A 23821-nucleotide genomic window follows, 5' to 3' on the forward strand; every position below is an offset into this window, starting at 1 on the left:
CATCTGCGTCTCCCGCGCCACCGGCGGCCGGATCGTACTGGACCTCTAGCAACCGAGGACGGATCCGCCGTCCATCTTTGCCACCGGAATGCGAGAAAATGCGTCTGTGAGGCATTCAGAGGGTGTTTCGGGGTGTCATCGTCCCCATGCCGTCGGCAGGTACCCGTAGTATGGACCGGTAACACACATAGCCCTTCGGATCCGCTCTGCCGAAACGGTCGTCCCAGGTGGGTCGATCGCCCCGGCGGAGCGAAATCGTGCGGTGGCACCACCAGGTGCGCACGCGGCAGCACCGACTTCGGTGCGAGGGGGTCGAAGACGCTGAAGGAGAACAACCGAACCGTGGCTGCCGAGAAGTCAGGTAAGACCGAGAACAAAGATTATGGCGCTTCGTCGATCACCGTGCTCGAGGGACTCGAAGCGGTCCGCAAGAGGCCCGGTATGTACATCGGGTCCACCGGTGAGCGAGGCCTGCACCACCTGATCTGGGAGGTTGTGGACAACTCCGTCGATGAGGCCATGGCGGGTTACGCCTCTACCGTCAACGTCACCATTCACGAAGACGGCAGCGTCGAGGTCGAGGACGATGGTCGAGGAATTCCCGTCGACATGCACTCCTCCGGTGTCCCCACCGTCGAGGTAGTCATGACCCAGCTGCACGCGGGCGGCAAGTTCGACTCCGATTCGTACGCTGTCTCCGGTGGTCTTCACGGTGTCGGTATTTCCGTGGTCAACGCGCTCTCGACCAAGGTCGAACTGCAGATCGCTCGCGACGGCCACCGCTACACACAGACATACGACTACGCCAAGCCTGGCCCGCTCGAGACCGTCGGCGACACGAAAGACACGGGTACGAAGACGCGGTTCTGGCCGGACGGCCAGATCTTCGAGACACTCGACTTCAGCTTCGAGACGGTGCACCGTCGCCTGCAGGAGATGGCGTTCCTGAACAAGGGACTCACCATCAACTTCGCCGACGAGCGCGTCGCTGCCACCGATGCCACCGAGGACGAGCTCGGCGAAACCGCGTTGGCGCCGAAGACCGCGGAAGAGGAAGAGGCCGAAGCAGCCAACGCGAAGCCTGCGAAGGCGCGCAAGCGGACCTATCACTACCCGGACGGATTGGTCGACTTCGTCAAGCACATCAACGCGAAGAAGACTCCGATCCACAGCTCGGTCGTCGGCTTCACCGGCAAGGGTGAGGGCCACGAGGTCGAGATCGCGATGCAGTGGAACGCCGGCTACTCCGAATCGGTTCACACCTTCGCCAACACGATCAACACGCACGAGGGTGGCACCCACGAAGAGGGTTTCCGCACTGCGTTGACCTCCACGGTGAACAAGTACGCGCTGGAGAAGAAGCTCGTCAAAGAGAAAGATGTCAAGCTCACCGGCGACGACATCCGTGAAGGACTCGCTGCCGTTGTCTCGGTTCGTGTCGGAGAACCTCAATTCGAGGGTCAGACCAAGACCAAGCTGGGCAACACCGAAGTCCGTTCGTTCGTGCAGAAGGCGTGCAACGAACACCTCGCACATTGGTTCGAGTCCAACCCGGCCGATGCCAAGACGATCATCAACAAGGCCGTGTCCTCGGCGCAGGCCCGGATGGCTGCACGAAAAGCACGAGAGTTGGTGCGCCGCAAGAGTGCAACCGATATCGGCGGGCTACCCGGCAAGCTCGCGGATTGCCGCTCCAACGATCCGGCGAAGTCCGAGATCTACATCGTGGAGGGCGACTCCGCCGGTGGTTCGGCGAAGTCCGGTCGTGACTCGATGTTCCAGGCGATCCTCCCGCTGCGCGGAAAGATCATCAACGTCGAGAAGGCCCGCATCGACCGCGTCCTCAAGAACAACGAGGTCCAGTCGATCATCACTGCGTTCGGTACCGGCATTCACGACGAGTTCGATCTGAGCAAGCTTCGCTATCACAAGATCGTGCTGATGGCCGACGCCGACGTCGACGGCCAGCACATCTCCACCCTTCTGATGACGCTGCTGTTCCGCTTCATGCGTCCGTTGATCGAGAACGGTCACGTCTACCTCGCCATGCCGCCGCTGTACAAACTGAAGTGGAGTCGCGGCGAACCGGACTTCGCGTACTCGGACCGCGAGCGTGACGGTTTGCTCGAAGCGGGTATCGCCAACAAGCGCAAGATCAACGTCGAAGACGGTGTCCAGCGGTACAAAGGCCTCGGCGAGATGAATGCCAAGGAACTGTGGGAAACAACCATGGATCCCGCCGTTCGAGTGCTTCGACTTGTCACCCTCGACGATGCCGCCGCAGCCGACGAGCTGTTCAGCGTTCTCATGGGCGAAGACGTCAGTGCCCGACGCAGTTTCATCGCGCGCAACGCCAAGGATGTTCGATTCCTCGACGTGTGATGCCTGAATCCGCTTTCGCCACGAAGACTTCCGCTTAAAAGGAGAATTGATGTCGGACATAACCGAGCCTCCTGTCGGGCCTCCCGGACAGACCACGAACGCCGAGGGCGGCGACCGGATCGATCCGGTCGACATCCAGCAGGAAATGCAACGCAGCTACATCGACTACGCCATGAGCGTCATCGTCGGTCGTGCACTGCCCGAGGTACGTGACGGTCTCAAGCCCGTGCACCGACGTGTTCTGTACGCGATGTACGACTCGGGCTTCCGCCCCGACCGTAGTTACGTCAAATCCGCACGCCCCGTTGCCGAAACGATGGGTAACTACCATCCACACGGCGACACTTCGATCTACGACGCGTTGGTTCGCCTCGCGCAGCCGTGGTCGATGCGCTACCCGCTCGTCGACGGTCAGGGCAACTTCGGATCCCGCGGTAACGACGGCGCGGCCGCCATGCGTTACACCGAGGCTCGTCTCACGCCGCTCGCCATGGAGATGCTGCGCGACATCGACGAGGAAACCGTCGACTTCATCCCCAACTACGACGGCAAAACTCAAGAGCCGACGGTACTTCCGTCGCGGGTACCGAACCTGTTGATGAACGGTTCCAACGGTATTGCCGTGGGTATGGCCACCAACATCCCGCCGCACAACCTCCGCGAGCTCGGTGACGCGGTCTTCTGGGCGCTCGACAACTTCGAAGCGGACGAGGAAACGACCCTCGCAGCGTGTATGGAACGCGTCAAGGGTCCGGACTTCCCGACGCACGGTCTCATCGTCGGCAGCCAGGGAATCTCCGACGCCTACTCCACCGGTCGCGGCTCGATTCGCATGCGCGGTGTCGTGGAGATCGAAGAGGATTCCAACGGTCGTTCGACCATCGTGATCACCGAGTTGCCGTACCAGGTGAACCCGGACAACATGATCACCTCGATCGCCGAGCAGGTTCGCGACGGCAAGCTGTCCGGTATCTCGAAGATCGACGACGAATCCTCCGACCGCGTCGGTATGCGCATCGTCGTCACCATCAAGCGCGATGCTGTCGCGAAGGTGGTGCTGAACAACCTCTACAAGCATTCGCAGCTGCAGACGAGCTTCGGCGCGAACATGCTCTCGATCGTCGACGGCGTACCCCGGACGTTGCGACTCGACCAGATGATCCGCTACTACGTGGCTCATCAGCTCGACGTCATCATTCGGCGTACCCGCTACCGTCTGCGCAAGGCCGAAGAACGGGCCCACATCCTGCGTGGTCTGGTCAAGGCGCTCGATGCTCTCGACGAGGTCATCGCGCTCATCCGCCGCTCACCCGATGTCGATGCCGCGCGAACCGGCTTGATCGACTTGCTCGACGTCGACACCATCCAGGCCGATGCGATCCTCGCAATGCAGCTACGTCGCCTCGCTGCCCTCGAGCGGCAGAAGATCATAGACGAACTGGCCGAGATCGAACTCGAGATCGCAGAACTGCAGGACATCCTGGCCCGTCCGGAGCGTCAGCGGCAGATCGTGCGTGACGAGTTGGCCGAAATCGTCGAGAAGTTCGGCGACGACCGTCGAACACGCATCATCGCCAGCGACGGAGACGTCAACGACGAGGATCTGATCGCACGCGAGAACGTCGTGGTCACGATCACCGAGACCGGCTATGCCAAGCGCACCAGGACCGACCTCTACCGCTCGCAGAAGCGCGGCGGGAAGGGCGTCCAGGGCGCCGGTCTCAAGCAGGACGACATCGTCAGCAAGTTCTTCGTCTGCTCCACCCACGACTGGATCCTGTTCTTCACCACGAAGGGCCGGGTCTACCGGGCAAAGGCGTACGAGCTGCCCGAGGCCAACCGAACTGCTCGAGGGCAGCATGTGGCGAACCTGCTCGCGTTCCAGCCCGACGAGCGGATCGCCCAGGTCATTCAGATCCAGACCTACGAGGATGCGCCGTACCTGGTGCTTGCCACGAAGGGTGGACTGGTCAAGAAGTCCAAGCTCACCGACTTCGATTCGAACCGCAGCGGCGGCATCGTCGCGGTGAATCTTCGAGGTGAAGACGAGCTGGTCGGTGCGGTACTGGCCTCCTCGGACGATGATCTGCTGTTGGTTTCCGCCCAGGGCCAGTCGATTCGCTTCTCGGCCACCGACGAGGTGTTGCGCCCGATGGGCCGTGCCACGTCCGGTGTCCAAGGCATGCGGTTCAACGGCGAAGACCAATTGTTGTCGCTCAACGTCGTCCGCGAGGACAAGTACCTGCTGGTTGCGACGTCGGGTGGCTACTCGAAGCGCACAGCCATGGAGGATTACCCGCAACAGGGCCGAGGTGGAAAGGGCGTGCTCACAATCCAGTACGACCCGAAGCGTGGCACCCTGGTAGGTGCTCTCATCGTCGACGACGATGACGAGCTGTACGCAATCACTTCTGGTGGAGGCGTGATCCGTACCGCAGCTAAACAGGTTCGGAAGGCTGGCCGACAGACGAAGGGTGTTCGGTTGATGAATCTCGGAGAAGGCGACACACTGCTCGCTATCGCCCGTAACGCCGACGAACACGAACCGGAGCCGGGCGCAGTCTCTCCCGAAGACGAAGCACCTAAGGAGTCGTAGTGAGCACTCCCAACAGGCCTGGTAGCAGGCCCGTTCCGCCGAGCGAGCCTGCTGAGCAGCAGCGGACATCGGCGCGTCCGCAGCCAGCGGTGCGCCCGGGAACGCAGCCACCGCAGAACGGCGGAAATCGCCCGCCGGTGCGACCGCCGAACGGGCCGAGTCCGGTCCCCGGACGTCCGGCTCAGCAGACCCCACAGCAGGGCGCACCTCAGCGCCCGGGGACTGCAGACGGGCCCGCTGCGGGCCGAGTGCCGCCTGCCGAGCGCTCCGGCGCTCCGGCACCGCAGCAGGCGAGTGCGCCGCCGCGACCGGCCGGCCCGGGTGCCAAGCCCGCCGCCGACCCGAAATCCGCCGACCGGCCTGGTGCACCCCCGGCGTCACGTCCGGCCGCCTCGCAGGCACGGGATCAGCCGAGGAGCGGTCAGCCGGCCAACGGTCAGCCCCAGCCGCCGATGCCACCTCGTTCGTCCGCACCAGCTCGTCCGAGCGCGGCGCAGCAGCCTCCTACCGAGGCCGCTCCTCGCGTCGAGACCGAGCGTCCGGCACCGCCTCGGCCGGATGCACCTCGTGCCGATGAGCGCCCGTTCGATCCACTTCACGCCGGTGACGTGGCTCAGCCTGCAACTGCTGCGTTCGAGAACCCGCAGGCCGGACCGGTTCGAAGCGCACCCGTGCAGGGCAATGGCACTCCGCAAGGAGCCCCTCCTTGGCAGCGCGGCTCCAGTCAGGGCGCGCCTCAGCAGGGTGCCCCGCAGGGATCACCGCGGTCGCCCCAGAATCAACCGCAGACGAACCTGTCGGCGCGGGGAGGCACCCTTCCACAGGGAGATCCGGCCCAGGGTGCACCGGCCGGGTACAACGGTCCGGAGAATCCAGTCGACAAGACGCAACGTCGTGAGGCGGCCAAGAGCAAGGCTGCAGGGATCGACGGGCCGACGCGGCACATCGAGCGCAAGGATCTGGCGAAGGACATGCCGGACTTGTCGGAGGTCCGGCACTCCGAGCCGGGGCCCGACGCCCAGAAAGTCGCGCAGCCGGTTGCCATAGCCGCGCGTGAGGACGGGCAGCCGCTGCGCGCGACCATCCAGCTTCGAAAGATCGACCCGTGGTCGACGCTCAAGATTTCGCTGGTCATCGCGGTATCGCTGTTCTTCGTGTGGATGGTTGCAGTTGGCCTGCTGTACGCGGTGCTCGACGGCATGGGGGTGTGGGATCGCCTCAACAGTGCGTTCACCGAGATCGTCAACGAATCCGGCGACGGCGGGTTGGTCAGTGCGGGACAGGTCTTCGGCTACGCAGCCGTGATCGGCATCATCAACATGGTGTTGTTCACCGCGTTGACGACCATCGGATCGTTCATCTACAACCTGTCCTCGGATCTGGTCGGCGGCGTCGAAGTGACGTTGGCGGACCGCGACTGAGAGCTCGAACGAGGAGGCCGTATCGAGCCGTTTTGGAGTACAGCGGTTCGGTACGGTAACCTCACTCCTCGGTTCGAGAAGAGAAATATTCTTCTTCAGCCGAGGTACGAGGGCCTATAGCTCAGGCGGTTAGAGCGCTTCCCTGATAAGGAAGAGGTCGGAGGTTCAAGTCCTCCTAGGCCCACACCGGACACGACGGCGAGGTGAAAGAGAAGTGAGAATTCTCGTTCTCGTCGGCGTGGTGGTAACGGTGGTGGTGGCAGTGTCGAAGGTGCGTTCGGTTCGCAGCGGAGACGGTGTCTGGCACGAGGTTTCCACCGCCTGAAAGGGTTCGCAAGCGTGTAAGGTATTGTTCGCTTGCGCAGTTCGAGAATTACAGTTACACCCGGGGCCTTAGCTCAGTTGGTAGAGCGCTGCCTTTGCAAGGCAGATGTCAGGAGTTCGAATCTCCTAGGCTCCACAGAAAGAAGAAAGGACGCCCAACTTCGGTTGGGCGTCCTTTTTCGTATCCGGGCCGTCATTCCAGCCGACTTGCTGGTTGTGATCCCAGCCAATGGATGCAGCTGCGCTGTGCTGACATCTCCAGACATGACGAGCATCGGTGACGCTCACCACACAGGTCACCTAGCGTTCAGCTGATAAACGAACGCGTCACGTCGGCTCTTCCTGCCAGTCGACCGCGTCTGAAACTTTGTGAACCGTGTGAAGGAAACAAGATGCGCAACCTCGATCACACCGAATTGCTGACCGAGCTCGAAGAGACGCTGGAACAGAACCTGAACCGCCATCTCTCCATCGCCAAGGAATGGCACCCACACGACTACATTCCGTGGGACGAAGGTCGTAACTTCGCCGCTATGGGAGGCGACGACTGGGACGAATCGCAATCGAGACTGTCGGACCTTGCTCGCACCGCGATGATCACCAACCTGCTCACCGAAGACAATTTGCCGTCGTACCACCGGGGTCTGGCAGACAACTTCTCGCTCGACGGCGCGTGGGGCACCTGGGTCGGTCGCTGGACCGCCGAAGAGAACCGCCACGGAATAGTGATGCGTGACTATCTCGTCGTTACACGCGCCGTCGATCCCGTCGAACTGGAACGCGCGCGCATGCAGCACATGACCACCGGGGTCGATGCCCCGATGGACGGCGCGAACTTCCTGCATTCGGTGGCCTACGTGACCCTGCAGGAACTGGCCACGAGAGTGTCGCACCGCAACACCGGCCTAGCGTGCGGGGACGAGGTTGCCGATCGAATGCTCGCCCGAGTAGCCGCCGACGAAAATCTGCACATGATCTTCTACCGCAACCTCGGTGCCGCCGCGCTCGACCTCACTCCGGATCAGATGGTCCGGGCAATCGCCGACGTAGCAACCGACTTCGCGATGCCGGGGCTGAACATGCCCAACTTCCGCAAGAACGCGATGGCCTTGGCCAAGTACGGCATCTACGATCTCCGTCAGCACCTGGACGAGGTCCTGATGCCGGTTCTGCGCAAATGGCAGATTTTCGAACGCAACGACTTCTCCGGCGAGGGCGAGAAGGACAGAGATCGTCTCGCGGTCTTCGTCGACGAGCTTGCCGCCAAAGCCACCAAATTCGAAGAATCCCGGGACCGACTCCTGGCCCGAGAGGCGGCCCGCGCGGAACTCGTCTCCTGACCCTCCCGCGCCTCCCTTGGGGTCGCTCCGCTGGCTGCGGTGATAGGGGCTCCACCCCCCAGGCACGGTTAAATGTGCTGGGGTGCACTCAATCGTGCCACTGCGGCGGAGCCGTAGCCACCGAGCGCTCCCGTCCCGACCTCCAAGACCGGTGGAAAGTGTTAAAGTCCCGCACGAGCGACGTCGCCGTCGACACTGAGCGCGATGTCCTGGGGAGGGGTGGGTAGTGATGCGACCTCGTAGGGAAGCTGCTCCCACATATGCCCCGTACCGGTTCGAGGTGCCGTCCGCATGATCGACCGAATGATGTCCATGACATCGAAACTCGACGAGTCGGGGCTCACCCTTCTGGTGTACATCGTCGCCACCACACTTCTCTTCGGTGCAAGCGGAAGTGCGTCGTGGGGCAGTTCCGATTCGCTGGAACGTGGCGCGCTCTTCCTCTCGGTCGCGCTGGGCATCATCGCAACCGTGATGCTGCTGCGCACCATGGGACCGAGCCCGAGACGCACCATCGGTGCGGTGACATTCATGGGCATTCTTGCCGTAGCTCTGTCGTTTGCAGCGAGCCACACCCTTGCGGCATTCCTCGTTTGCGTCCAGGCCACCATGTTTCTCGGCATGCACATCGGCGCATTCTGGTCCGAACGCAACGCCGGGATCTGGGTTGCCGTACTCGCTGTCTCTGCGGTTGCCGGCGCTGCGATCGGGCCCTACGAATCCTCGATTATCGCCTACGTTCTGATCGCTCTCGGCGTGGTCGGAGCCACCGAGGTGTTCGGCGCATTCGCTCGTCGTATGCGCTACACCGCCACCCACGACGCCCTCACCGGACTCTTGAACAGATTCGGATTCGAATCCAAGGTGGAGAAGATGCTGCCGGCATGTGCCGCGCGTGGACTCTCGGTCAGCATGGCTGTACTCGATCTGGACAACTTCAAGCAGATCAACGACGAATACGGTCACATCGCCGGTGACGTTCTGCTGGCACGTGTTTCGAAGGCCTGGAAAGCGGAGTTGAGCCGCCGCGACGTGCTGGGCCGGCTCGGCGGTGACGAGTTCGTGCTCTTCATGCCCGGCGTCCTCGAAGCGGAAGCGTGGCAGATCATCGATCGTCTGCGACGGGCGCATCGTGCGGAGTGGAGTGTCGGCCTCGTGTGCATGCCCTCCGGCCGGCGTTGGGCCGAGATCTATCGGGCCGCCGACGCAGACCTGTACCGGGCGAAGCGCAGTCGACCGTCCACAGTGAAGCCTGTGCAAGAGTCCGGTCCGGACGAAACGGAGTGGAGAATAGCGCGTTGACCCACTCTCCACACAATCGATACACAGCCTGGGGATAGATTTCCTGGACCCTCCGGTTCCCGAGGTTGACTACCCCTACGTCGACACATCGATGAGGGGTGGGACATGCTGTCGTGGAGCGAGATTCAACAGTGGAATCCGTCGGAGATCTCGCACCTGGGGCATCGAGTGAGCGACACCGCAGACAGGCTCCGGCTCGGCGGAGATGCAGTGCAATCGCTCACGCGTGAGCTTCTATGGCGTGGTGAGGCGGCCGACGCGGCCCGGTCTGCGATGGCTCGTGCGTGGGAGCACTACCACGACTCGGCGCGCACACTCGAGCGCATCGGACGGTGTCTCGCCGATCTCGCCGACGACATGTATCCGGTGCGGTCAGTAGTGCGCGAGTGCGAATCGAGTAGCGACGAGCACGACCTCGAAATCGACTCCGACGGTGTGGTCAGTGACGGAATCATCCTGTACAGCACCAGTTCCGAGGACGCGTGGGCCACAGCGCGCAGCAGAGCGCGACTGCGTCGCGATCTCGCCGAGCGGGTGGCCGAGGTAGTCCGGCGCGCCACGGAGATCGATCGGAATGCGGCCGTTGATTTGATCCGGATCGGTGACGACGTTCCCGTCGATCCTGCGAGGCCCACCGTGCAGGACGGCAACGCATCGGCGAACTCGGCGTTCTGGGAGTTGCTTCCGCAGTCCGAGCGAACCTCGCTCCTGGTGAACGACCCCGGATCCATCGGCAACCTCGACGGCATACCGGCTGATGTGCGCGATGCAGCGAACAGGAGGGTTCTCGTCCGCGAGCGCGCCCGGCTGGAGGACGTTGCCGACGAACTGACGCGGCGGCTCGACTCAGCCCTCTTCGGTGGTCTCTTCGACAACGCCGACGCAGGTTTGGCACAGACGAGGAAGCGCCTCGAGGCTCTCGACGCCATCTCGACTGTTCTCGACCAGGGAAATCGCCAGCTCCTGGTGTTGGACAACTCGAGCGCCGAAGACACGTTGGCAGCCATCGCTGTCGGCAACGTCCACACTGCTACACACGTCGCAGTCTTCGTTCCTGGTCTGGACTCCGATGTCAGCGGCGACATCCAACGCTACGATGGCGACATGGACGCACTCGAACAGACTGTGCGCGAACTGATTTCGCCTGGCGAGAGTGTCGCGTGCGTGACATGGATGGACTATCAGGCCCCGCAACTGGGGTGGAGTCTGCTCGATCCGGAGCGCACGGTCCTCTCGTCCGCGGCCGCTGCGATCGGTGCACCGCGGCTGGCGTCGTTTCTCGACGGACTCGATGCCGCGCGCGCCGCGGACCCACATCTGACGCTGCTCGGACATTCGTACGGTTCGCTGACTGCCGCTCTTGCGCTGCGAGGAACCGAGGGCACGGGCGTCGACGAGATGGTTGCGGTGGGTTCCCCTGGGCTGGGATTCGACGACGTTTCCCAGCTGTCCGTTCCACCCGGCCATCTGTTCGTCGGCGAAACACGTGGCGACCTGGTGGCGGACACCGGACTGTTCGGTGGCGATCCGAGCGAACTGGACGGCGTACGCCCGCTGTCCACTCGTTCGGCGGACGGCACGTTGGCGAACAGTCACGGTCATAGCGAGTACCTCACCGATGGCACCGTGACTCAGCGCACTATCGCTCTCGTCGTCTCCGGCAGGACCGACGAGGCTTCTTGACTGCTGCTACTTGCGCGCCTCGTGCGCCGAGGATCCGTTGACCGGCGTCGGAGTCTCGGTGTAGTCGTCCAGGCTCGGCGGCGCATCAGCCGGTTCGACGAACGTGTTCCGGCGCTTGGCGACGAGAATCGCGATCCCCGCTGCTGCGCCGAAGAGCGAGCCGAACACGACGAACTTTCTCGTCTTCGTGCCGAGGATCGACCCGCGCGTGGACTTGGTGGCCCGCGGTGCGGAGGCAACCTCTGCACGATGTGTCTTGCGCCGATCGGCTTCACGCCGTGCCAGCGCGTATCCACGCGTGGCGACCTGTAGCCCGACCCCCGCGGATCCGGTCCCGAAGATCTTCGCCGCCTTGATCAGATTTCCGCCGGTGCCCGCAGCGACGCCCCGGAGGTGCGCAGACTTCGATGTGCTCGTCATGCCTCCACTGTTCCACAACGTGGGTGCGAATGACCGTCACCGTTTCGGCCGGTGCCCGTCAATGGCACGATGGTGGGGTGACTTCACCAAACAAGACATCGACGGCAACGCTGCACACCAACCGCGGCGACATCATCATCGAACTGTTCGGCAACCACGCGCCGAAGACGGTCGAGAACTTCACCGGTCTCGCAGACGGAACGAAGGACTACTCGACCACCAACGCCTCGGGCGGAAAGTCCGGACCGTTCTACGACGGCGCTGTCTTCCACCGCGTCATCGACGGCTTCATGATCCAGGGCGGCGACCCGACCGGAACCGGCAGCGGCGGACCGGGCTACAAGTTCGGCGACGAGTTCCACCCGGAGCTTTCCTTCGACCGCCCGTACCTGCTGGCCATGGCCAACGCCGGACCGGGAACCAACGGTTCGCAGTTCTTCATCACCACCGGCAAGACGCCGCACCTGAACCGCAAGCACACCATCTTCGGCGAGGTGACCGACGACGCATCGAAGAAGGTCGTCGACGCCATCTCCGGCACCCCCGTCGGGCGCGGCGACCGTCCCGTCGACGAAGTTGTCATCAACAGCATCACCCTGGCCTGAATCGACCAGCCTGCTGTAGGCACTTCTGCGTGGAGGACTGACAGACTATGACGAACCCCGGCTGGGGTGGCGCGCACGGCAACGAGCCCACCCCACCTCAGTCGAGGTGTGTCCGACACCCCGAGCGGCCCACCGGTCTCGCATGCTCGAGATGCGGCAGGCCGGCGTGCCCGGAGTGCCTACAGCCCGCTGCAGTCGGCCAACACTGCGTCGATTGCGTTCGCGCAGGTAACGCGTCGGTGCGTCGGGCACGAACTGTGGCCGGTGCACCGACGGGTGCTGCTTACGGCCGCGTCACGTACATCCTGATGGGGCTGAACGTGCTGGCGTTCGCGGTGACGGCGCTGCAGTCCCGCAGTCTGCTGGACAACACCGCGAACTCGTCCCTGTTCGACGCCTGGGCACTGTTTCCACCGGCGGTGGCGACCGGCGATGTCGAGCGAATTCTGGGCAGCGGCTTCCTGCACATCGGACCGATACATCTTCTGGTCAACATGTTCGCCCTCTACATCATCGGCAGAGACGTCGAGGCCATTCTGGGCCGCGCACGGTACGTTGCCGTCTACGCGGTGTCACTTCTGGGCGGCAGTGCGTCGGTGATGGTCCTCGAAGCGCCGATCAGTCTCACCGCAGGTGCGTCCGGCGCGATCTTCGGACTGCTCGGTGCGCAAGCGGTCATTCTCCTCAAGCTCAAGCGAAGTCCGACGCCGGTTCTCGTCGTGATCGGACTGAACATCGTCATCAGCATCTCGATCCCCGGCATCTCATTGTGGGGCCACGTGGGCGGGCTCGTGGCGGGTGCCGCTGCCACCGCCGGCATTCTCTTTCTGCCCGACAACACACGGTCCTCGCAGGGCCGGATGGGCTGGATCGCCGTGGCCGGCGTTGCCGCACTCGCCGTGGTCGTCATCGCCGTTCGAGCCGTGGACCTGCGGTCTCAGATGGGCCTGTAGCTCCCTCGCCAACGATCAACGCGCATCAGGCACGAACCCGCCGCGCTCGAGGGCGTCATAGACGTCCTGTGGATTCGTCCCCAGATCCCACCGCCCGAAGATGACCAATCGGTCGTCGTCTTCCCCGGCGCGGCGGACGTCTATCTCCAGCATCGGTACGCGTCGTCCGAGGCGCGGGTACTTCACCGTCTTGATACGTACGATCTCGTCGCGTCGGTACGTCCGGACGCCGGTGAGTCGCTTCATCGACACTGTGCTGTCGTTGATGCGCAGACGTGGTCGCTGGTAGGCCGCGAAACCGGCAATTATCCACAGGCCGAGGGCCGCCACGGTCACCAGGAATCGGCCAGCGGGATCCGTATCCGTCAATATCGCAGCGATGACCAGCGCAAATCCGCCGACGGCGAGTGCGAACACGGCCGGCATCGGCGTCGCCCACTCCTGTTCATCCACACCCTGGGGATTACCGGATAAGTTATCCACAGGCTTTATCCACATTGGGGATGAATAACACGCGTGTAAGTAGCTCGGTTCGACCCCGCCTGATCAACGACACCGGCTGATCAACGCCACCGCATGGTCATGATGAGTCCGACAACCATGAAGCCGAAACCGATCAAGAAGTTCCACGCTCCGAGGCTGTTCATCCAGGAGATGTCCTCGGCAGCCAAGTAGTACACGAGCAGCCACAGCAGCCCGACCAGCATGAATCCCAACATCACTCCGACATACAACGGACTCGACGGGCCGGCCTTCACCGAACCGGGAGTGCGCGTCCCCGGTGCGATCACATAGTCCTTCTTCTTACGAACCTTCGACTTCGGCATTCTTTTCCCTTCGTTGTCGTTACTGCAGTCCCGATACCTCGCCTGTGGATACAGGTTGTGGACAACTGTCGCAGGCATGTCAGTGACATGGGCTCTGCCGCATTTCCAACCCTTGCATCGCCCGGCAAGCGGAGCAGGTAGCGTCTGATGCTGACACATGCCCACAGTTGCGCACATGCCCTGTACACGCTAGCTCAGCGGAAACGCGGGTGAGAGCACCGGAGGAGTACATGCCCTCGGACAACGCGCACAAGAAGACGGCATCGTGGGTCTGGCAGATTCTCACGGTCGTCGTGTGCCTTGTTGTCGGGATGTTGTTGGCGACGACGAGGCAGTTCTCGCACGGCGACGAGATTCGCCGTAGTGATACGACGAGGCTGTCTACTCTGGTGCGGTCCGCGCAGGTCACTGCCGATGATGCCGAGGAAATACGAGACGACTTGGCCGAGCGGGTCGAGGCACTTCGGAACACGGCCGGCACGGTCGACGCCGATGTCGGTGACGCTCTGGCACAGGCTCAACCGTTGATGGCTCCCGCGGGTCTGACAGCCGAGTCGGGGCCGGGCGTCGTAGTGACGATGACGGATGCCCCGAGAGGTCAAGACGGGCGCTACGCCTCGGACGCGTCGCCCGACGATCTCGTCGTACATCAACAGGACGTGCAAAGCGTGCTCAACGCATTGTGGGCAGGCGGGGCGACTGCGATTGCGATGCAGGACCAGCGAATCGCAAGTCGGGTTGCGCCCCGATGTATCGGAAACACCCTGCTGTTGGGTGGCCGCACGTACAGCCCGCCGTATGTGGTGACGGCGATCGGGGATCCCGCCGAGCTGTCGGCTGCCCTCGATCGGGAGCCCGGCGTCACCGTGTTTCGTCAGTACGCGTTGCGGTACGGCCTCGGATACACCTCGGAGGTATCCGGGCAAGTGGACGTCCCGGCGTACGACGGGTCGATCAGGATGCAGTACGCCCAGCCAGGGTGAACTGTCGGTCGGACAAGCCACTGCCTTACGCTGGCCCTATGCGCATTCTCGTCGTCGACAACTACGACAGCTTCGTCTTCAACCTGGTTCAGTACCTCGGCCAGCTCGGCGTGGACGCGACCGTCTGGCGCAACGACGATCCGCGTCTGGACGACAGGGATGCAGTTGCCCGCGAGTTCGACGGCATTCTGCTCAGCCCCGGCCCCGGCACACCACAGCGAGCAGGCGCGACGATGGACCTGGTGACCGCAGCGGCGACAGCAAGGACGCCGCTGCTCGGAGTGTGCCTCGGACACCAGGCAATCGGAGCAGCCTTCGGAGCGACGGTCGATCGGGCTCCGGAGCTCCTGCACGGAAAGACCAGTTCGGTCGACCACATCGGTGTGGGCGTTCTCGAGGGCATGCCGCAGCCGTTCACAGCCACCCGCTATCACTCGTTGACTGTCCTCGAGGAGACCATCCCCGAAGAACTGGAAGTCACCGCACGAACGGCGTCGGGGCTGGTGATGGCGATGCGTCATCGAGAGCTGCCGATTCACGGAGTGCAATTTCACCCGGAGTCGATCCTTACCCAAGGCGGTCACCGGATGCTGGCGAACTGGCTGTCGATCTGCGGTGCCGAATCGGACGACGCCCTGATCGGTCAACTGGAGGCGCAGGTCGCGCTCGCGTTCCGCTAGGGCGGATACACGCGCCCGCGCGTGCGTAGTGACTGCGAACCTCACTACGCACGCACCGGCGCTGAGCGTTACCGGCTGGGGATCCCCAGTACACCGAGGCTGATGTTCACAGTCTGTGACTTGGTGATCTCCGACCCCGCGGGTTCGGCCTGATTCACCACGCGGTTGACCATGGTCGGATCGAGAGTGCTCTCCTGCGAGGTCACGATGCTCGTCGCCGAACCAGTCCACCCTGCTGCCTCGAGGGCGGTCTGCGCCTGTGCCGCGGTCAGCCCCAGTAGATCCGGCATGGGGATCTTGTCGCCATTGGACACGCGCAACGTGACGGTGTCACCGGCGACTGCATTGGACCCACCGGCAGGGCTGGTCGAGACGACCTCGCCGACCGGCTGGCTCGAGTCGATGTTCTCGATCTTCACCTGGAAGCCCGCACCCTCGACGTTGGGCTGCGCTACGTCGACCTGCTGCCCGACGACGTTGGGCACTCGCACCTGAGCTGGTCCGCTGCCCAGGGTGATCTTCACCAAGGATCCGACGGTGATACCGACTCCCGAAGATGGGTTCTGTTCGACGACCTTGTCGAGGTTCTCCGGTGTCGACGTTGCACGAGCGACGGTGCCGTCGAGTTCCAGTCCGAGTGATGAAAGTGCTTGCGCGGCCTGCTGTTGGGTCTTGCCGGCGAGCTGCGGAACCTGAACCTGTTCCGGTCCGGTGGACACGTCCAGGTTGACGGTGCTCTTCGTGTCGACCTCGGCACCCGCCCCGGGCCTCGTAGCAATCACGGCACCGGTGGGAACCGTCGCGTCGGACTTCTCAACGATGTCGAAGCGGAGGTCTGCTTCCGCGAGCCGTGCCTGGGCGTCGGATGTCGACAGACCGGTCACATCGGGAATGGCGACACGAGCCGGAGACGAGCCGGGGCCGAGAGACCACAGGAACGCCCCGACGATTGCGACGACCACGATGGCAGCAAGAGACAGCAGAGCGATTCGCATGCCGCGGCGTCGCGGACCCTCGTCCTCGACACCCGCGTGTCGGCCGCCGCCCGTGCTCGGAGGCTCCGACGCGGCGGACGAGCGTGGAAGTGGAGCCCGCGCATCCATCGAGCCGAGAATCGTGGTGCGATCCTCGTCGTTCATGACCGTCGGCGCGCTCGGACGTTGGCCGCCGAGCACGCGGACCAGGTCGGTGCGCATCTCGGCAGCGGACTGATACCGGTTCGCTGGGTTCTTGGCCATTGCCTTGAGGATGATCGAATCCAGTTCACGAGGCACGTCCGCATTGACGCGCGACGGCAACTCGGGATCCTCGCGCACGTGCTGGTACGCCACGGCGACGGGAGAGTCGCCCTTGAACGGCGGTTCCCCGGTCAGGACTTCGAACAGGACGCAGCCGAGCGAATACACGTCGGACCGGGCGTCGACCTGCTCGCCCCGCGCCTGCTCCGGCGAAAGGTACTGTGCGGTGCCGATGACGGCTGCGGTCTGCGTCATCGGACTCGAGCTGTCCGCAATGGCCCTGGCGATGCCGAAGTCCATCACCTTGACCGCACCCGCGTTGTTGATCATCACGTTCGCAGGTTTGACGTCACGGTGGACGATCCCGTTGCGGTGCGAGAAGTCGAGTGCAGCACACACGTCGGCGATGACCTCCATCGCATGACGCGGCGCCATCGGGCCTTCGCCTCGAACGATGTCACGCAGCGTGCTGCCCTCGACATATTCCATGACGATGAACGGCAGTGGACCCGCCTCGGTCTCCGCCTCGCCGGTGTCGTACACAGCGACGATGGCGGGGTGGTTGAGTGCTGCCGCGTTCTGCGCTTCACGGCGGAAACGCAGGTAGAACGTCGGGTCGCGCGCAAGGTCTGCACGAAGCACCTTTATCGCCACATCGCGATCGAGCCGGTTGTCGCGCGCCAGATGGACTTCGGACATGCCGCCGAATCCGAGAATCTCGCCCAACTCGTAGCGGGACGAGAGGTTGCGGGGGGTCGTCATCGCTGTCCTTGTCGATCAGTGCCAGAAGAACTTTCGTCCGCGAAGGGGGTTCCGGCGGCCTGCGGTTCCTCGTCGTCGCCGCCCCCTGTCCCGGGGAGGCCCGGAATGGTGAACGAGGGGATGGTGATCCCGCCGTTGGTGGTCGTCGTCGGCTGCGTAGTGGTCGTCGGAGCCGTCGTCGTCGGTTCGGTCGTGGTCGTCGTCGGTTCGGTCGTGGTCGTCGTCGGTTCCGTTGTCGTGGTTGTCGTGGTGGTCGTCGGTTCCGTGGTGGTCGTCGTGGTCCGCTGCGTCGTCGTGGCCGGAGTGAAGGGAGCCGGAGTCTCGTCTTCGCGGTTCAACAGCACGAAACCACCGATGAGGATGGCAAGCAGCAACAGACCGGCGCCGCCCCACGCGAGAGCCTTCTGCGCAGACGACATTCCGGTAGGTTCCGGCTCCGCAGGGGCGACGGCGCCTGTGCGAGGCCCGGTGTACTGATTGTGCGACGTCGGCATCATCTGAGTGCTGCTCGGTGCCGGTGCCGCAACCACGCCGGGCATCATGACCCTGCCGGTCCCGGTTCCTCTGCTGGTGCCCGGCGCCGGCGGTCGGCGGCCGGCACGGACTGCGGCGACTGCATCTGCGAACTCGCCACCGTTCGCGTAGCGCGCAGCGGGATCTTTCGCCATCGTGATCTCGATCAGTTCCCGAACACCGGGAGGCAGGTCCGACGGCAGAGGTGCCGGTGTGTCGCGGACGTGCTTCATCGCGACGGTAAGAGCGCCGTCACCGACGAACGGACGAGTCCCGGACAGCACCTCGTACCCGACGACACCGAGGGAATACACATCACTCGCAGAGGTCGCTTCTTGTCCCAGCGCCTGTTCGGGAGCAATGTACTGGGCAGTGCCCATCACCATGCCGGTTCTCGTCACCGGTGAAGCGTCGACTGCCTTCGCGATACCGAAGTCGGTGATCTTCACCAGACCGGCGGGAGTGATCAGGATGTTGCCGGGCTTGACGTCCCGGTGCACGACGCCGGCCGAGTGCGCAATCTGAAGCGAGCGGCCGGTCTGCTCGAGCATGTCGAGAGCGTGGCCGAGCGGCAGTCGTCCGATCCGTCCCAGCACAGCGTTGAGCGGCTCGCCGTTGACGAGTTCCATCACCAGGTACGCGAGCGACTCACCCGCTTCGTCGCGCGTCTCGCCGTAGTCGTACACCCCTGCGATGCCGGGGTGATTGAGCTGCGCGGTAGTACGAGCCTCGAAGCGGAACCGCTGCAAGAACTCCGGGTCCTCGGAGAACTCTGCTTTGAGCACCTTGACTGCGACCTTGCGATCGAGGCGATTGTCCATCGCCTCCCACACCTGTCCCATTCCGCCCGTCGCGATCAAACGCAACAGACGGTAGCGCTGTGCAATGACTGCACCGTTTTTCAGTGGCACGAGATGCTCACCTCCCCTGCAATCCGGCAGCGATGACAGCGCGTCCGACCGGAGCTGCAACCGACCCACCGGTCGCAGCGAGGGCACGGTCGCCGCCGTCCTCCACGATGACGGCAATGGCAATTTTCGGGTCCTCGGCAGGCGCGAAGCCGATGTACCAGGCGTGCGGCGGTGTGTTCCGCGGGTCGGTACCGTGCTCGGCCGTGCCGGTCTTCGACGCGATCTGAACGCCGGCGATCTTGCCCTCGCCGCCGGTGTTGTTCTCGGAACCGATCATCAGCGACGTCAGTGTCGCGGCGGTCTCGGCGCTGATCGCCTGGCCCCTCGAGTCGGGAGCCGTCGTCGACAAGTTGGACAGGTCGGGTGACTGCAACTGGCTGACCATGTGCGGGGCCATCCGGACGCCACCGTTGGCGACGGTCGCCGCGATCACCGCGTCCTGGAGAGGGGTCAGCGCGACGTCGCGTTGACCGATGCTGCTCTGACCGAGGGCCGCGTCGTCCGGAATCGATCCGATGGTGCTGTCGGCAACGGGAAGCGGCAGCGACGTGGTCTCCTCACCGATTCCGAAGGCGCTCGCCGTGTCACGGAGGGCGTCGGCGCCGGTGTTGATTCCGAGTTCTACGAACGCGGTGTTGCACGAGCGGGCGAAGGCTTCCCGAAGCGACGCGGTCGCGCCGCCGCCACAGGTGCTCCCGTTGTAGTTCTCGAGGGACGTCTCGGTGTCCGGCAGGGTGATCGTGGACGCAGCTGTCAGCTGATCGTCGGGGCTTGCCCCGTTCTCCAGAGCCGCAGCTGTCACAAGAACCTTGAATGTCGAACCGGGCGGATACGTGGCCGAGATCGCCCGGTTGAGCAGAGGCTTGTCCGGGTCGGAGTTGAGTTGGTCCCACGCTTCGCTGGTTTGGGCACCATCGTGGCTCGCCAGCAGGTTCGGGTCGTAGCTGGGCGAGCTGGCCATCGCGAGGACTCTTCCTGTCGACGGCTCGATCGCAACCACGGCGCCGGTGTAACCCCGGGAGAACAGCTGGTCGTAGGCGACCTGCTGCACAACGGGGTCGATCGTCGTGACGACGTTGCCGCCGCGTGGATCACGACCGGAAATCAGATCGAACAGTCGGCGACCGAAAAGGCGGTCGTCGGAGCCGTTGAGCACCTGATCCTCGGTGCGTTCGAGCCCGGTGCTCGAGTACAGCATCGAGTAGAACCCGGTCACCGGAGCGTTGGCCATCGGGCTGTTGGGAGCCAACTGATTCGGCGGATACGTGCGCAGGTACTTGTAGCGATCGTCGGTGGAGATCGATGCGGCCAGCACCTGTCCGCCCGCGGAGATCTGTCCGCGCTGACGGGAGTACTCGTCGAGCAGCACCCGGGAGTTGCGGGGGTCGGAGCGCAGATCGTCGGCCTTGATCACCTGCAGGTACGTGGCGTTCGCCAGCAGCGCGACGACCATCACCATGACGGCGATGGACACGCGGCGGAGAGGAGTGTTCATGAGCGTTTCACCATCTCGGTCGGAGCCTCCGCGATCGGGGCTGCCGGTGCCGGCTTCTTCTTCGGCGTCGCGGGTTCACGTGCGGCGTCGGAGATCTTGATCAGTAGTGCGAGAAGCAGATAGTTGGCGAGAAGCGACGATCCTCCGTAGGACAGATAGGGCGTGGTCAGACCGGTGAGCGGAATGAGCTTGGTGACGCCGCCGACGACAACGAACAACTGGATCGCGACGGTGAACGACAGGCCGGCGGCGAGAAGCTTGCCGAAGCTGTCGCGGACCGCGAGCGCGGTGCGAAGCCCCCGGATGATGAACACCAAGTACAGGATCAGAACGGCAGTGAGCCCGATGAGACCGAGCTCCTCACCGACCGCCGCGATGATGAAGTCCGTCTTCGCGAACGGAACCTGGGACGGTCGTCCACTGCCCAGGCCGGTACCGGCGAGACCACCCGTCGCGAAGCTGAACATCGACTGGACAATCTGGTAGCCGGTGTCGTTGTAGTCGTCGAAGGGATGAAGCCAGGTGTCGGTGCGAATCTTGACGTGACCGAAAACCTGGTAGGCGAAGAAAAACCCGACCAGAAGCAGACCGAAACCGATGATGAGCCAGCCGACGCGTTCGGTGGCGATGTAGATCATCACCAACACCGTGCCGAAGATCAGCAGTGAAGACCCGAGGTCCTTCTCGAACACGAGAACGCCGACGGAGACTACCCATACCAGCAGGATCGGTCCGAGATCACGCCCGCGAGGAAAGTCCATGCCGAGGAAGTGCTTGCCGGCCGTGGTGAACAGCTCACGCTTGGCAACGAGCAGCGACGCGAAGAAGATCAACAGCAGGATCTTGGCGAACTCGCCGGGCTGAATACTGAACCCGGGCAGCCTGATCCAGATCTTGGACCCGTTCACCTCGGAAAAGGCCGACGGGAGAAGCGCCGGGATTGCCAACAGCACCAGACCGCACAGCCCGACGGTGTAGCTGTACCGAGCCAGCGTGCGGTAGTCGCGGAGAAGCACGAGGAGTGCAATGAAACCGGCGATCGCGAGCGTCGTCCACAGCACCTGCTGGGTCGCGTCGGGCGACGGGATCTCCTGGCCCAGATACGCGGCGGATTGCTCGTCGGCCAGGTCGAGTCGATGGATCAGCACCAAACCGAGTCCGTTGAGCAACGCCACGATCGGGAGCAGCAGTGGATCTGCGTACGGCGCGAACCGTCGCACCGCCAGATGCGCAACCGTGACGAGCGCGAGATAGGCGAGGCCGTACTTGGCTAGATCCCACGTGACGGCCTGTTCCTGGCTCGCCTCGACGAGCACCAGCGAGAACGTGGTGATCAGAACCGCGATGCCGAGGAGCAGCAGTTCGACGTTGCGGCGATTGGACTGGATGGGAGCAGGCGCAAATCCGCCCGGTGGGCTCGGAAAGGACGCCCCCACAGATGGATTGGAGCTCATCAAGTACCGGCCCTGCAGTTCTGGCCAGGCAGTTGAGGCACCGTCGGCGCGGGTGTGGTGGTCGGGACCGCTTCCGTCGGCGGAGCTGCCGGATCTGCGGGAGGTGCGGCGGGGGGCGCCGAAGTGGGCGCGGGCGCCGGGGCTTCGGTGGTCGTCGCTTCCGGGACAGCCGCGCACTCGGGAAGAAGATCTCCCGACGCGAGTCGGTTCATCTGACCGTTCGCGTCATCGAGCTTGCCCGACGGCAGTCCCGCGCGAACCTGTTCACGAGCGGCCGGCGCGAGGTCATCGATCTCGAACACGTCGCAATCACTCGGGGCGGTTTCCGGTGCCGTCAGTGTCAGTGCACCGTCGTCGCCGAGGCAACCGATGGAATGCACCGATTGCAGCGAGTAGCCCAGGATCGAACCGGGCACGCCCTGCATCACTGCAACGCGGTTGTTGTCTTCACCGACGTAGTAGTTGTTCTTGATGGCTGCGTTCGCGACGAACGCGCCACCCACCGACAGCGCGACGAGGGCCAACGCCACCAAGGTCCAGCGAAGCTTGTGCGACTTCTTTTCCGGTACCGGGGGAGGGGTAGTGACCCGCTTGGGCGTCGACCGAGGTGGCCGCATCGCGGCAGCGCGGCCGGCAGCGGTGTTCGGCGGCGGAGCATCTTCTTCGTCTTCGGTGCTGGCCGCGCCACCCAGAATCGGCGAGCTCTGCCCGTAGTCGAGATCGATGACATCGGCGACGACGACGGTGACATTGTCGGGTCCGCCGCTTCGCAGAGCGAGTTCGATGAGTCGGTCGGCGGATTCTGCGCAGTCGCCCTCGTTCAACGTGTTCTCGATGGTCTCGTCACTGACGACGTCGGACAGACCGTCCGAGCACAGCAGGTATCTGTCGCCGGCGCGCGCTTCGCGAACCGTCAGTGTCGGCTCGATCTCGTTTCCGGTGAGCGCCCGCATGATCAGCGACCGCTGCGGGTGGGTGTGCGCCTGTTCGGCGGTGATACGCCCTTCGTCGACGAGCGACTGGACGAACGTGTCGTCGCGGGTGATCTGCGTCAGCTTCGTCTCGCGCAGCATGTATGCGCGAGAGTCGCCGATATGAACGAGTCCGATCTTCCTGCCCGCGAACAGGATTGCGGTCAACGTCGTGCCCATGCCGTCGAGCTCGGGTTCTTCCTCGACCTGATCGGCGATGGACGCGTTGCCCTCTCGGGTCGCCGCCTCGAGCTTGCCGAGAAGGTCGTCGCCCGGTTCGTCGTCGTCGAGATGGGCCAGAGCGGCGATCATCAGTTGCGATGCAACTTCGCCCGCAGCGTGGCCACCCATACCGTCGGCAAGGGCGAGAAGACGTGCGCCTGCGTAGACCGAATCCTCGTTGTTCGAGCGAACCAGTCCGCGGTCGCTGCGCGCTGCATAGCGGAGTACCAGGGTCACGGGCGCAGCTCTATCACGGTCTTACCGACACGGACCGGGGTACCGAGCGGGACGCGAACGGCCGTGGTCACCTTGGCGCGGTCGAGGTAGGTGCCGTTGGTGGAACCGAGGTCCTCGACATACCAGTCGCCGCCGCGCGGCGAGATGCGAGCGTGACGTGTCGACGCGTAGTCGTCGGTCAGCACCAGCGTCGAATCGTCGGCGCGGCCGATGAGCACCGGCTGAGTGCCGAGAGAAATTCTTGTTCCGGCAAGGCCGCCCTGTGTCACCACTAGATTCTTGGCAACCTTCTGTTTGTTGAACGACGGAAGAACTTTCGATCCACCGGAGTACCGCGCAGGCATTCGCATGCCGGATGCCGCATAGATATCACTTCGGAGAGTCCGAAGAACGGCCCAGACGAAGAACCACAGCAATAGCAGAAAACCCGCTCGGGTCAACTGCAGTATCAAGCCCTGCACAGCCCTCCACCTCCTTCGCAACCGTTCTTGATCATCGCCGT

The 23821-nt window shown here is 63.8% G+C and carries 20 protein-coding genes and 2 tRNA genes; 12 read left to right on the forward strand and 10 right to left on the reverse strand.

Going from position 1 to position 23821, the window contains the following annotated elements; translation table 11 throughout:
- Positions 1–342: 342 nt before the first annotated feature.
- The 6 genes from gyrB (at position 343) to ACODSO_RS09795 (ending at position 8063) form a co-directional block, all read left to right on the forward strand.
- Positions 343–2382, forward strand: coding sequence for a DNA topoisomerase (ATP-hydrolyzing) subunit B (gyrB, locus tag ACODSO_RS09770; RefSeq protein WP_489036730.1), 2040 nt, complete (start codon positions 343–345; stop codon positions 2380–2382).
- Positions 2383–2431: 49 nt separating this feature from the next.
- Entirely contained in the window at positions 2432–4978 is a 2547-nt protein-coding gene (gene gyrA, locus ACODSO_RS09775) for a DNA gyrase subunit A (RefSeq protein WP_338887729.1), read from the forward strand.
- Positions 4978–6399 carry a DUF3566 domain-containing protein gene (locus ACODSO_RS09780; RefSeq protein WP_489036731.1) on the forward strand — a complete coding sequence of 474 codons (1422 nt, stop codon included), beginning with the start codon at positions 4978–4980 and terminating at the stop codon, positions 6397–6399. The genes gyrA and ACODSO_RS09780 overlap by 1 nt, the downstream gene beginning before the upstream one ends.
- Before the next feature lie 110 nt (positions 6400–6509).
- Positions 6510–6583: transfer RNA gene (locus ACODSO_RS09785), tRNA-Ile, on the forward strand.
- Between the two features lie 203 nt (positions 6584–6786).
- Positions 6787–6859: transfer RNA gene (locus ACODSO_RS09790), tRNA-Ala, on the forward strand.
- A gap of 256 nt (positions 6860–7115) precedes the next feature.
- Positions 7116–8063: an acyl-ACP desaturase gene (locus tag ACODSO_RS09795; RefSeq protein ID WP_489036732.1), complete on the forward strand. Its 948-nt coding sequence runs from the start codon at positions 7116–7118 to the stop codon at positions 8061–8063.
- A 161-nt stretch (positions 8064–8224) separates the two neighbouring features.
- Here ACODSO_RS09795 and ACODSO_RS09800 read toward each other — a convergent pair whose 3' ends face one another.
- Positions 8225–8377 carry a hypothetical protein gene (locus ACODSO_RS09800; protein ID WP_489036733.1) on the reverse strand — a complete coding sequence of 51 codons (153 nt, stop codon included), beginning with the start codon at positions 8375–8377 and terminating at the stop codon, positions 8225–8227.
- Here ACODSO_RS09800 and ACODSO_RS09805 point away from each other — a divergent pair.
- Together ACODSO_RS09805 and ACODSO_RS09810 are read left to right on the forward strand one after the other, a co-directional pair.
- Positions 8376–9365, forward strand: coding sequence for a GGDEF domain-containing protein (locus ACODSO_RS09805; RefSeq protein WP_489036735.1), 990 nt, complete (start codon positions 8376–8378; stop codon positions 9363–9365). The two genes, ACODSO_RS09800 and ACODSO_RS09805, sit on opposite strands and share 2 nt — an antisense overlap.
- Positions 9366–9470: 105 nt before the next feature.
- Positions 9471–11048 (forward strand): alpha/beta hydrolase, encoded by a 1578-nt coding sequence (locus tag ACODSO_RS09810; RefSeq protein WP_489036736.1) that lies wholly within the window; start codon positions 9471–9473, stop codon positions 11046–11048.
- 6 nt (positions 11049–11054) lie between these two features.
- Here the strand turns inward: ACODSO_RS09810 and ACODSO_RS09815 are convergent, their stop codons facing one another.
- Complete coding sequence (locus tag ACODSO_RS09815; RefSeq protein ID WP_489036738.1) at positions 11055–11468, reverse strand: hypothetical protein; 414 nt, start codon at positions 11466–11468, stop codon at positions 11055–11057.
- A gap of 77 nt (positions 11469–11545) precedes the next feature.
- Between ACODSO_RS09815 and ACODSO_RS09820 the strand changes: the two genes are divergently transcribed.
- Both ACODSO_RS09820 and ACODSO_RS09825 read left to right on the forward strand, forming a co-directional pair.
- Complete coding sequence (locus ACODSO_RS09820) at positions 11546–12073, forward strand: peptidylprolyl isomerase (protein WP_068378136.1); 528 nt, start codon at positions 11546–11548, stop codon at positions 12071–12073.
- A gap of 47 nt (positions 12074–12120) precedes the next feature.
- Positions 12121–13026: a rhomboid family intramembrane serine protease gene (locus ACODSO_RS09825; RefSeq protein ID WP_489036740.1), complete on the forward strand. Its 906-nt coding sequence runs from the start codon at positions 12121–12123 to the stop codon at positions 13024–13026.
- A gap of 15 nt (positions 13027–13041) precedes the next feature.
- Here the strand turns inward: ACODSO_RS09825 and ACODSO_RS09830 are convergent, their stop codons facing one another.
- Together ACODSO_RS09830 and crgA are read right to left on the reverse strand one after the other, a co-directional pair.
- Complete coding sequence (locus tag ACODSO_RS09830) at positions 13042–13524, reverse strand: PH domain-containing protein (protein WP_489036742.1); 483 nt, start codon at positions 13522–13524, stop codon at positions 13042–13044.
- A 65-nt stretch (positions 13525–13589) separates the two neighbouring features.
- Positions 13590–13853, reverse strand: coding sequence for a cell division protein CrgA (crgA, locus tag ACODSO_RS09835; RefSeq protein WP_068378120.1), 264 nt, complete (start codon positions 13851–13853; stop codon positions 13590–13592).
- A 230-nt stretch (positions 13854–14083) separates the two neighbouring features.
- Between crgA and ACODSO_RS09840 the strand changes: the two genes are divergently transcribed.
- Positions 14084–14836 carry a DUF881 domain-containing protein gene (locus ACODSO_RS09840; RefSeq protein WP_489036916.1) on the forward strand — a complete coding sequence of 251 codons (753 nt, stop codon included), beginning with the start codon at positions 14084–14086 and terminating at the stop codon, positions 14834–14836.
- 38 nt (positions 14837–14874) lie between these two features.
- Positions 14875–15516 (forward strand): aminodeoxychorismate/anthranilate synthase component II, encoded by a 642-nt coding sequence (locus ACODSO_RS09845; protein ID WP_489036744.1) that lies wholly within the window; start codon positions 14875–14877, stop codon positions 15514–15516.
- Positions 15517–15584: 68 nt separating this feature from the next.
- Here ACODSO_RS09845 and pknB read toward each other — a convergent pair whose 3' ends face one another.
- From pknB to ACODSO_RS09875, 6 genes are read right to left on the reverse strand one after another with little or no spacing between them, the layout of a single operon-like run.
- Positions 15585–17516 (reverse strand): Stk1 family PASTA domain-containing Ser/Thr kinase, encoded by a 1932-nt coding sequence (gene pknB / locus ACODSO_RS09850; RefSeq protein ID WP_489036745.1) that lies wholly within the window; start codon positions 17514–17516, stop codon positions 15585–15587.
- The gene (locus ACODSO_RS09855) at positions 17513–18940 is read right to left on the reverse strand and encodes a serine/threonine-protein kinase (protein WP_489036747.1); all 1428 of its coding nucleotides are present in this window, start codon (positions 18938–18940) and stop codon (positions 17513–17515) included. Before ACODSO_RS09855 ends, pknB begins: the two co-directional genes overlap by 4 nt.
- Before the next feature lie 7 nt (positions 18941–18947).
- The gene (locus ACODSO_RS09860) at positions 18948–20435 is read right to left on the reverse strand and encodes a peptidoglycan D,D-transpeptidase FtsI family protein (RefSeq protein WP_068378128.1); all 1488 of its coding nucleotides are present in this window, start codon (positions 20433–20435) and stop codon (positions 18948–18950) included.
- Positions 20432–21889, reverse strand: a complete 1458-nt coding sequence (locus ACODSO_RS09865) for an FtsW/RodA/SpoVE family cell cycle protein (RefSeq protein ID WP_489036749.1) — start codon at positions 21887–21889, stop codon at positions 20432–20434. The genes ACODSO_RS09860 and ACODSO_RS09865 overlap by 4 nt, the downstream gene beginning before the upstream one ends.
- Positions 21889–23319 carry a PP2C family protein-serine/threonine phosphatase gene (locus ACODSO_RS09870; protein ID WP_489036751.1) on the reverse strand — a complete coding sequence of 477 codons (1431 nt, stop codon included), beginning with the start codon at positions 23317–23319 and terminating at the stop codon, positions 21889–21891. The genes ACODSO_RS09865 and ACODSO_RS09870 overlap by 1 nt, the downstream gene beginning before the upstream one ends.
- Complete coding sequence (locus ACODSO_RS09875; protein WP_020112263.1) at positions 23316–23780, reverse strand: FHA domain-containing protein FhaB/FipA; 465 nt, start codon at positions 23778–23780, stop codon at positions 23316–23318. Before ACODSO_RS09875 ends, ACODSO_RS09870 begins: the two co-directional genes overlap by 4 nt.
- Between the last annotated feature and the right edge of the window lie 41 nt (positions 23781–23821).

Source organism: Rhodococcus sp. FG69, assembly GCF_057808915.1.

What these genes read in the sequence shown, in the direction of transcription:
- gyrA (WP_338887729.1), top strand. Translation starts at nt 2,432, where the DNA reads ATGTCGGACATAACCGAGCCTCCTGTCGGGCCTCCCGGACAGACCACG.
- ACODSO_RS09795 (WP_489036732.1), top strand. Translation starts at nt 7,116, where the DNA reads ATGCGCAACCTCGATCACACCGAATTGCTGACCGAGCTCGAAGAGACG.
- ACODSO_RS09805 (WP_489036735.1), top strand. Translation starts at nt 8,376, where the DNA reads ATGACATCGAAACTCGACGAGTCGGGGCTCACCCTTCTGGTGTACATC.
- ACODSO_RS09800 (WP_489036733.1), bottom strand. Translation starts at nt 8,377, where the DNA reads ATGGACATCATTCGGTCGATCATGCGGACGGCACCTCGAACCGGTACG.
- ACODSO_RS09810 (WP_489036736.1), top strand. Translation starts at nt 9,471, where the DNA reads ATGCTGTCGTGGAGCGAGATTCAACAGTGGAATCCGTCGGAGATCTCG.
- ACODSO_RS09815 (WP_489036738.1), bottom strand. Translation starts at nt 11,468, where the DNA reads ATGACGAGCACATCGAAGTCTGCGCACCTCCGGGGCGTCGCTGCGGGC.
- ACODSO_RS09825 (WP_489036740.1), top strand. Translation starts at nt 12,121, where the DNA reads ATGACGAACCCCGGCTGGGGTGGCGCGCACGGCAACGAGCCCACCCCA.
- ACODSO_RS09830 (WP_489036742.1), bottom strand. Translation starts at nt 13,524, where the DNA reads ATGTGGATAAAGCCTGTGGATAACTTATCCGGTAATCCCCAGGGTGTG.
- crgA (WP_068378120.1), bottom strand. Translation starts at nt 13,853, where the DNA reads ATGCCGAAGTCGAAGGTTCGTAAGAAGAAGGACTATGTGATCGCACCG.
- ACODSO_RS09840 (WP_489036916.1), top strand. Translation starts at nt 14,084, where the DNA reads ATGCCCTCGGACAACGCGCACAAGAAGACGGCATCGTGGGTCTGGCAG.
- ACODSO_RS09845 (WP_489036744.1), top strand. Translation starts at nt 14,875, where the DNA reads ATGCGCATTCTCGTCGTCGACAACTACGACAGCTTCGTCTTCAACCTG.
- pknB (WP_489036745.1), bottom strand. Translation starts at nt 17,516, where the DNA reads ATGACGACCCCCCGCAACCTCTCGTCCCGCTACGAGTTGGGCGAGATT.
- ACODSO_RS09860 (WP_068378128.1), bottom strand. Translation starts at nt 20,435, where the DNA reads ATGAACACTCCTCTCCGCCGCGTGTCCATCGCCGTCATGGTGATGGTC.
- ACODSO_RS09865 (WP_489036749.1), bottom strand. Translation starts at nt 21,889, where the DNA reads ATGAGCTCCAATCCATCTGTGGGGGCGTCCTTTCCGAGCCCACCGGGC.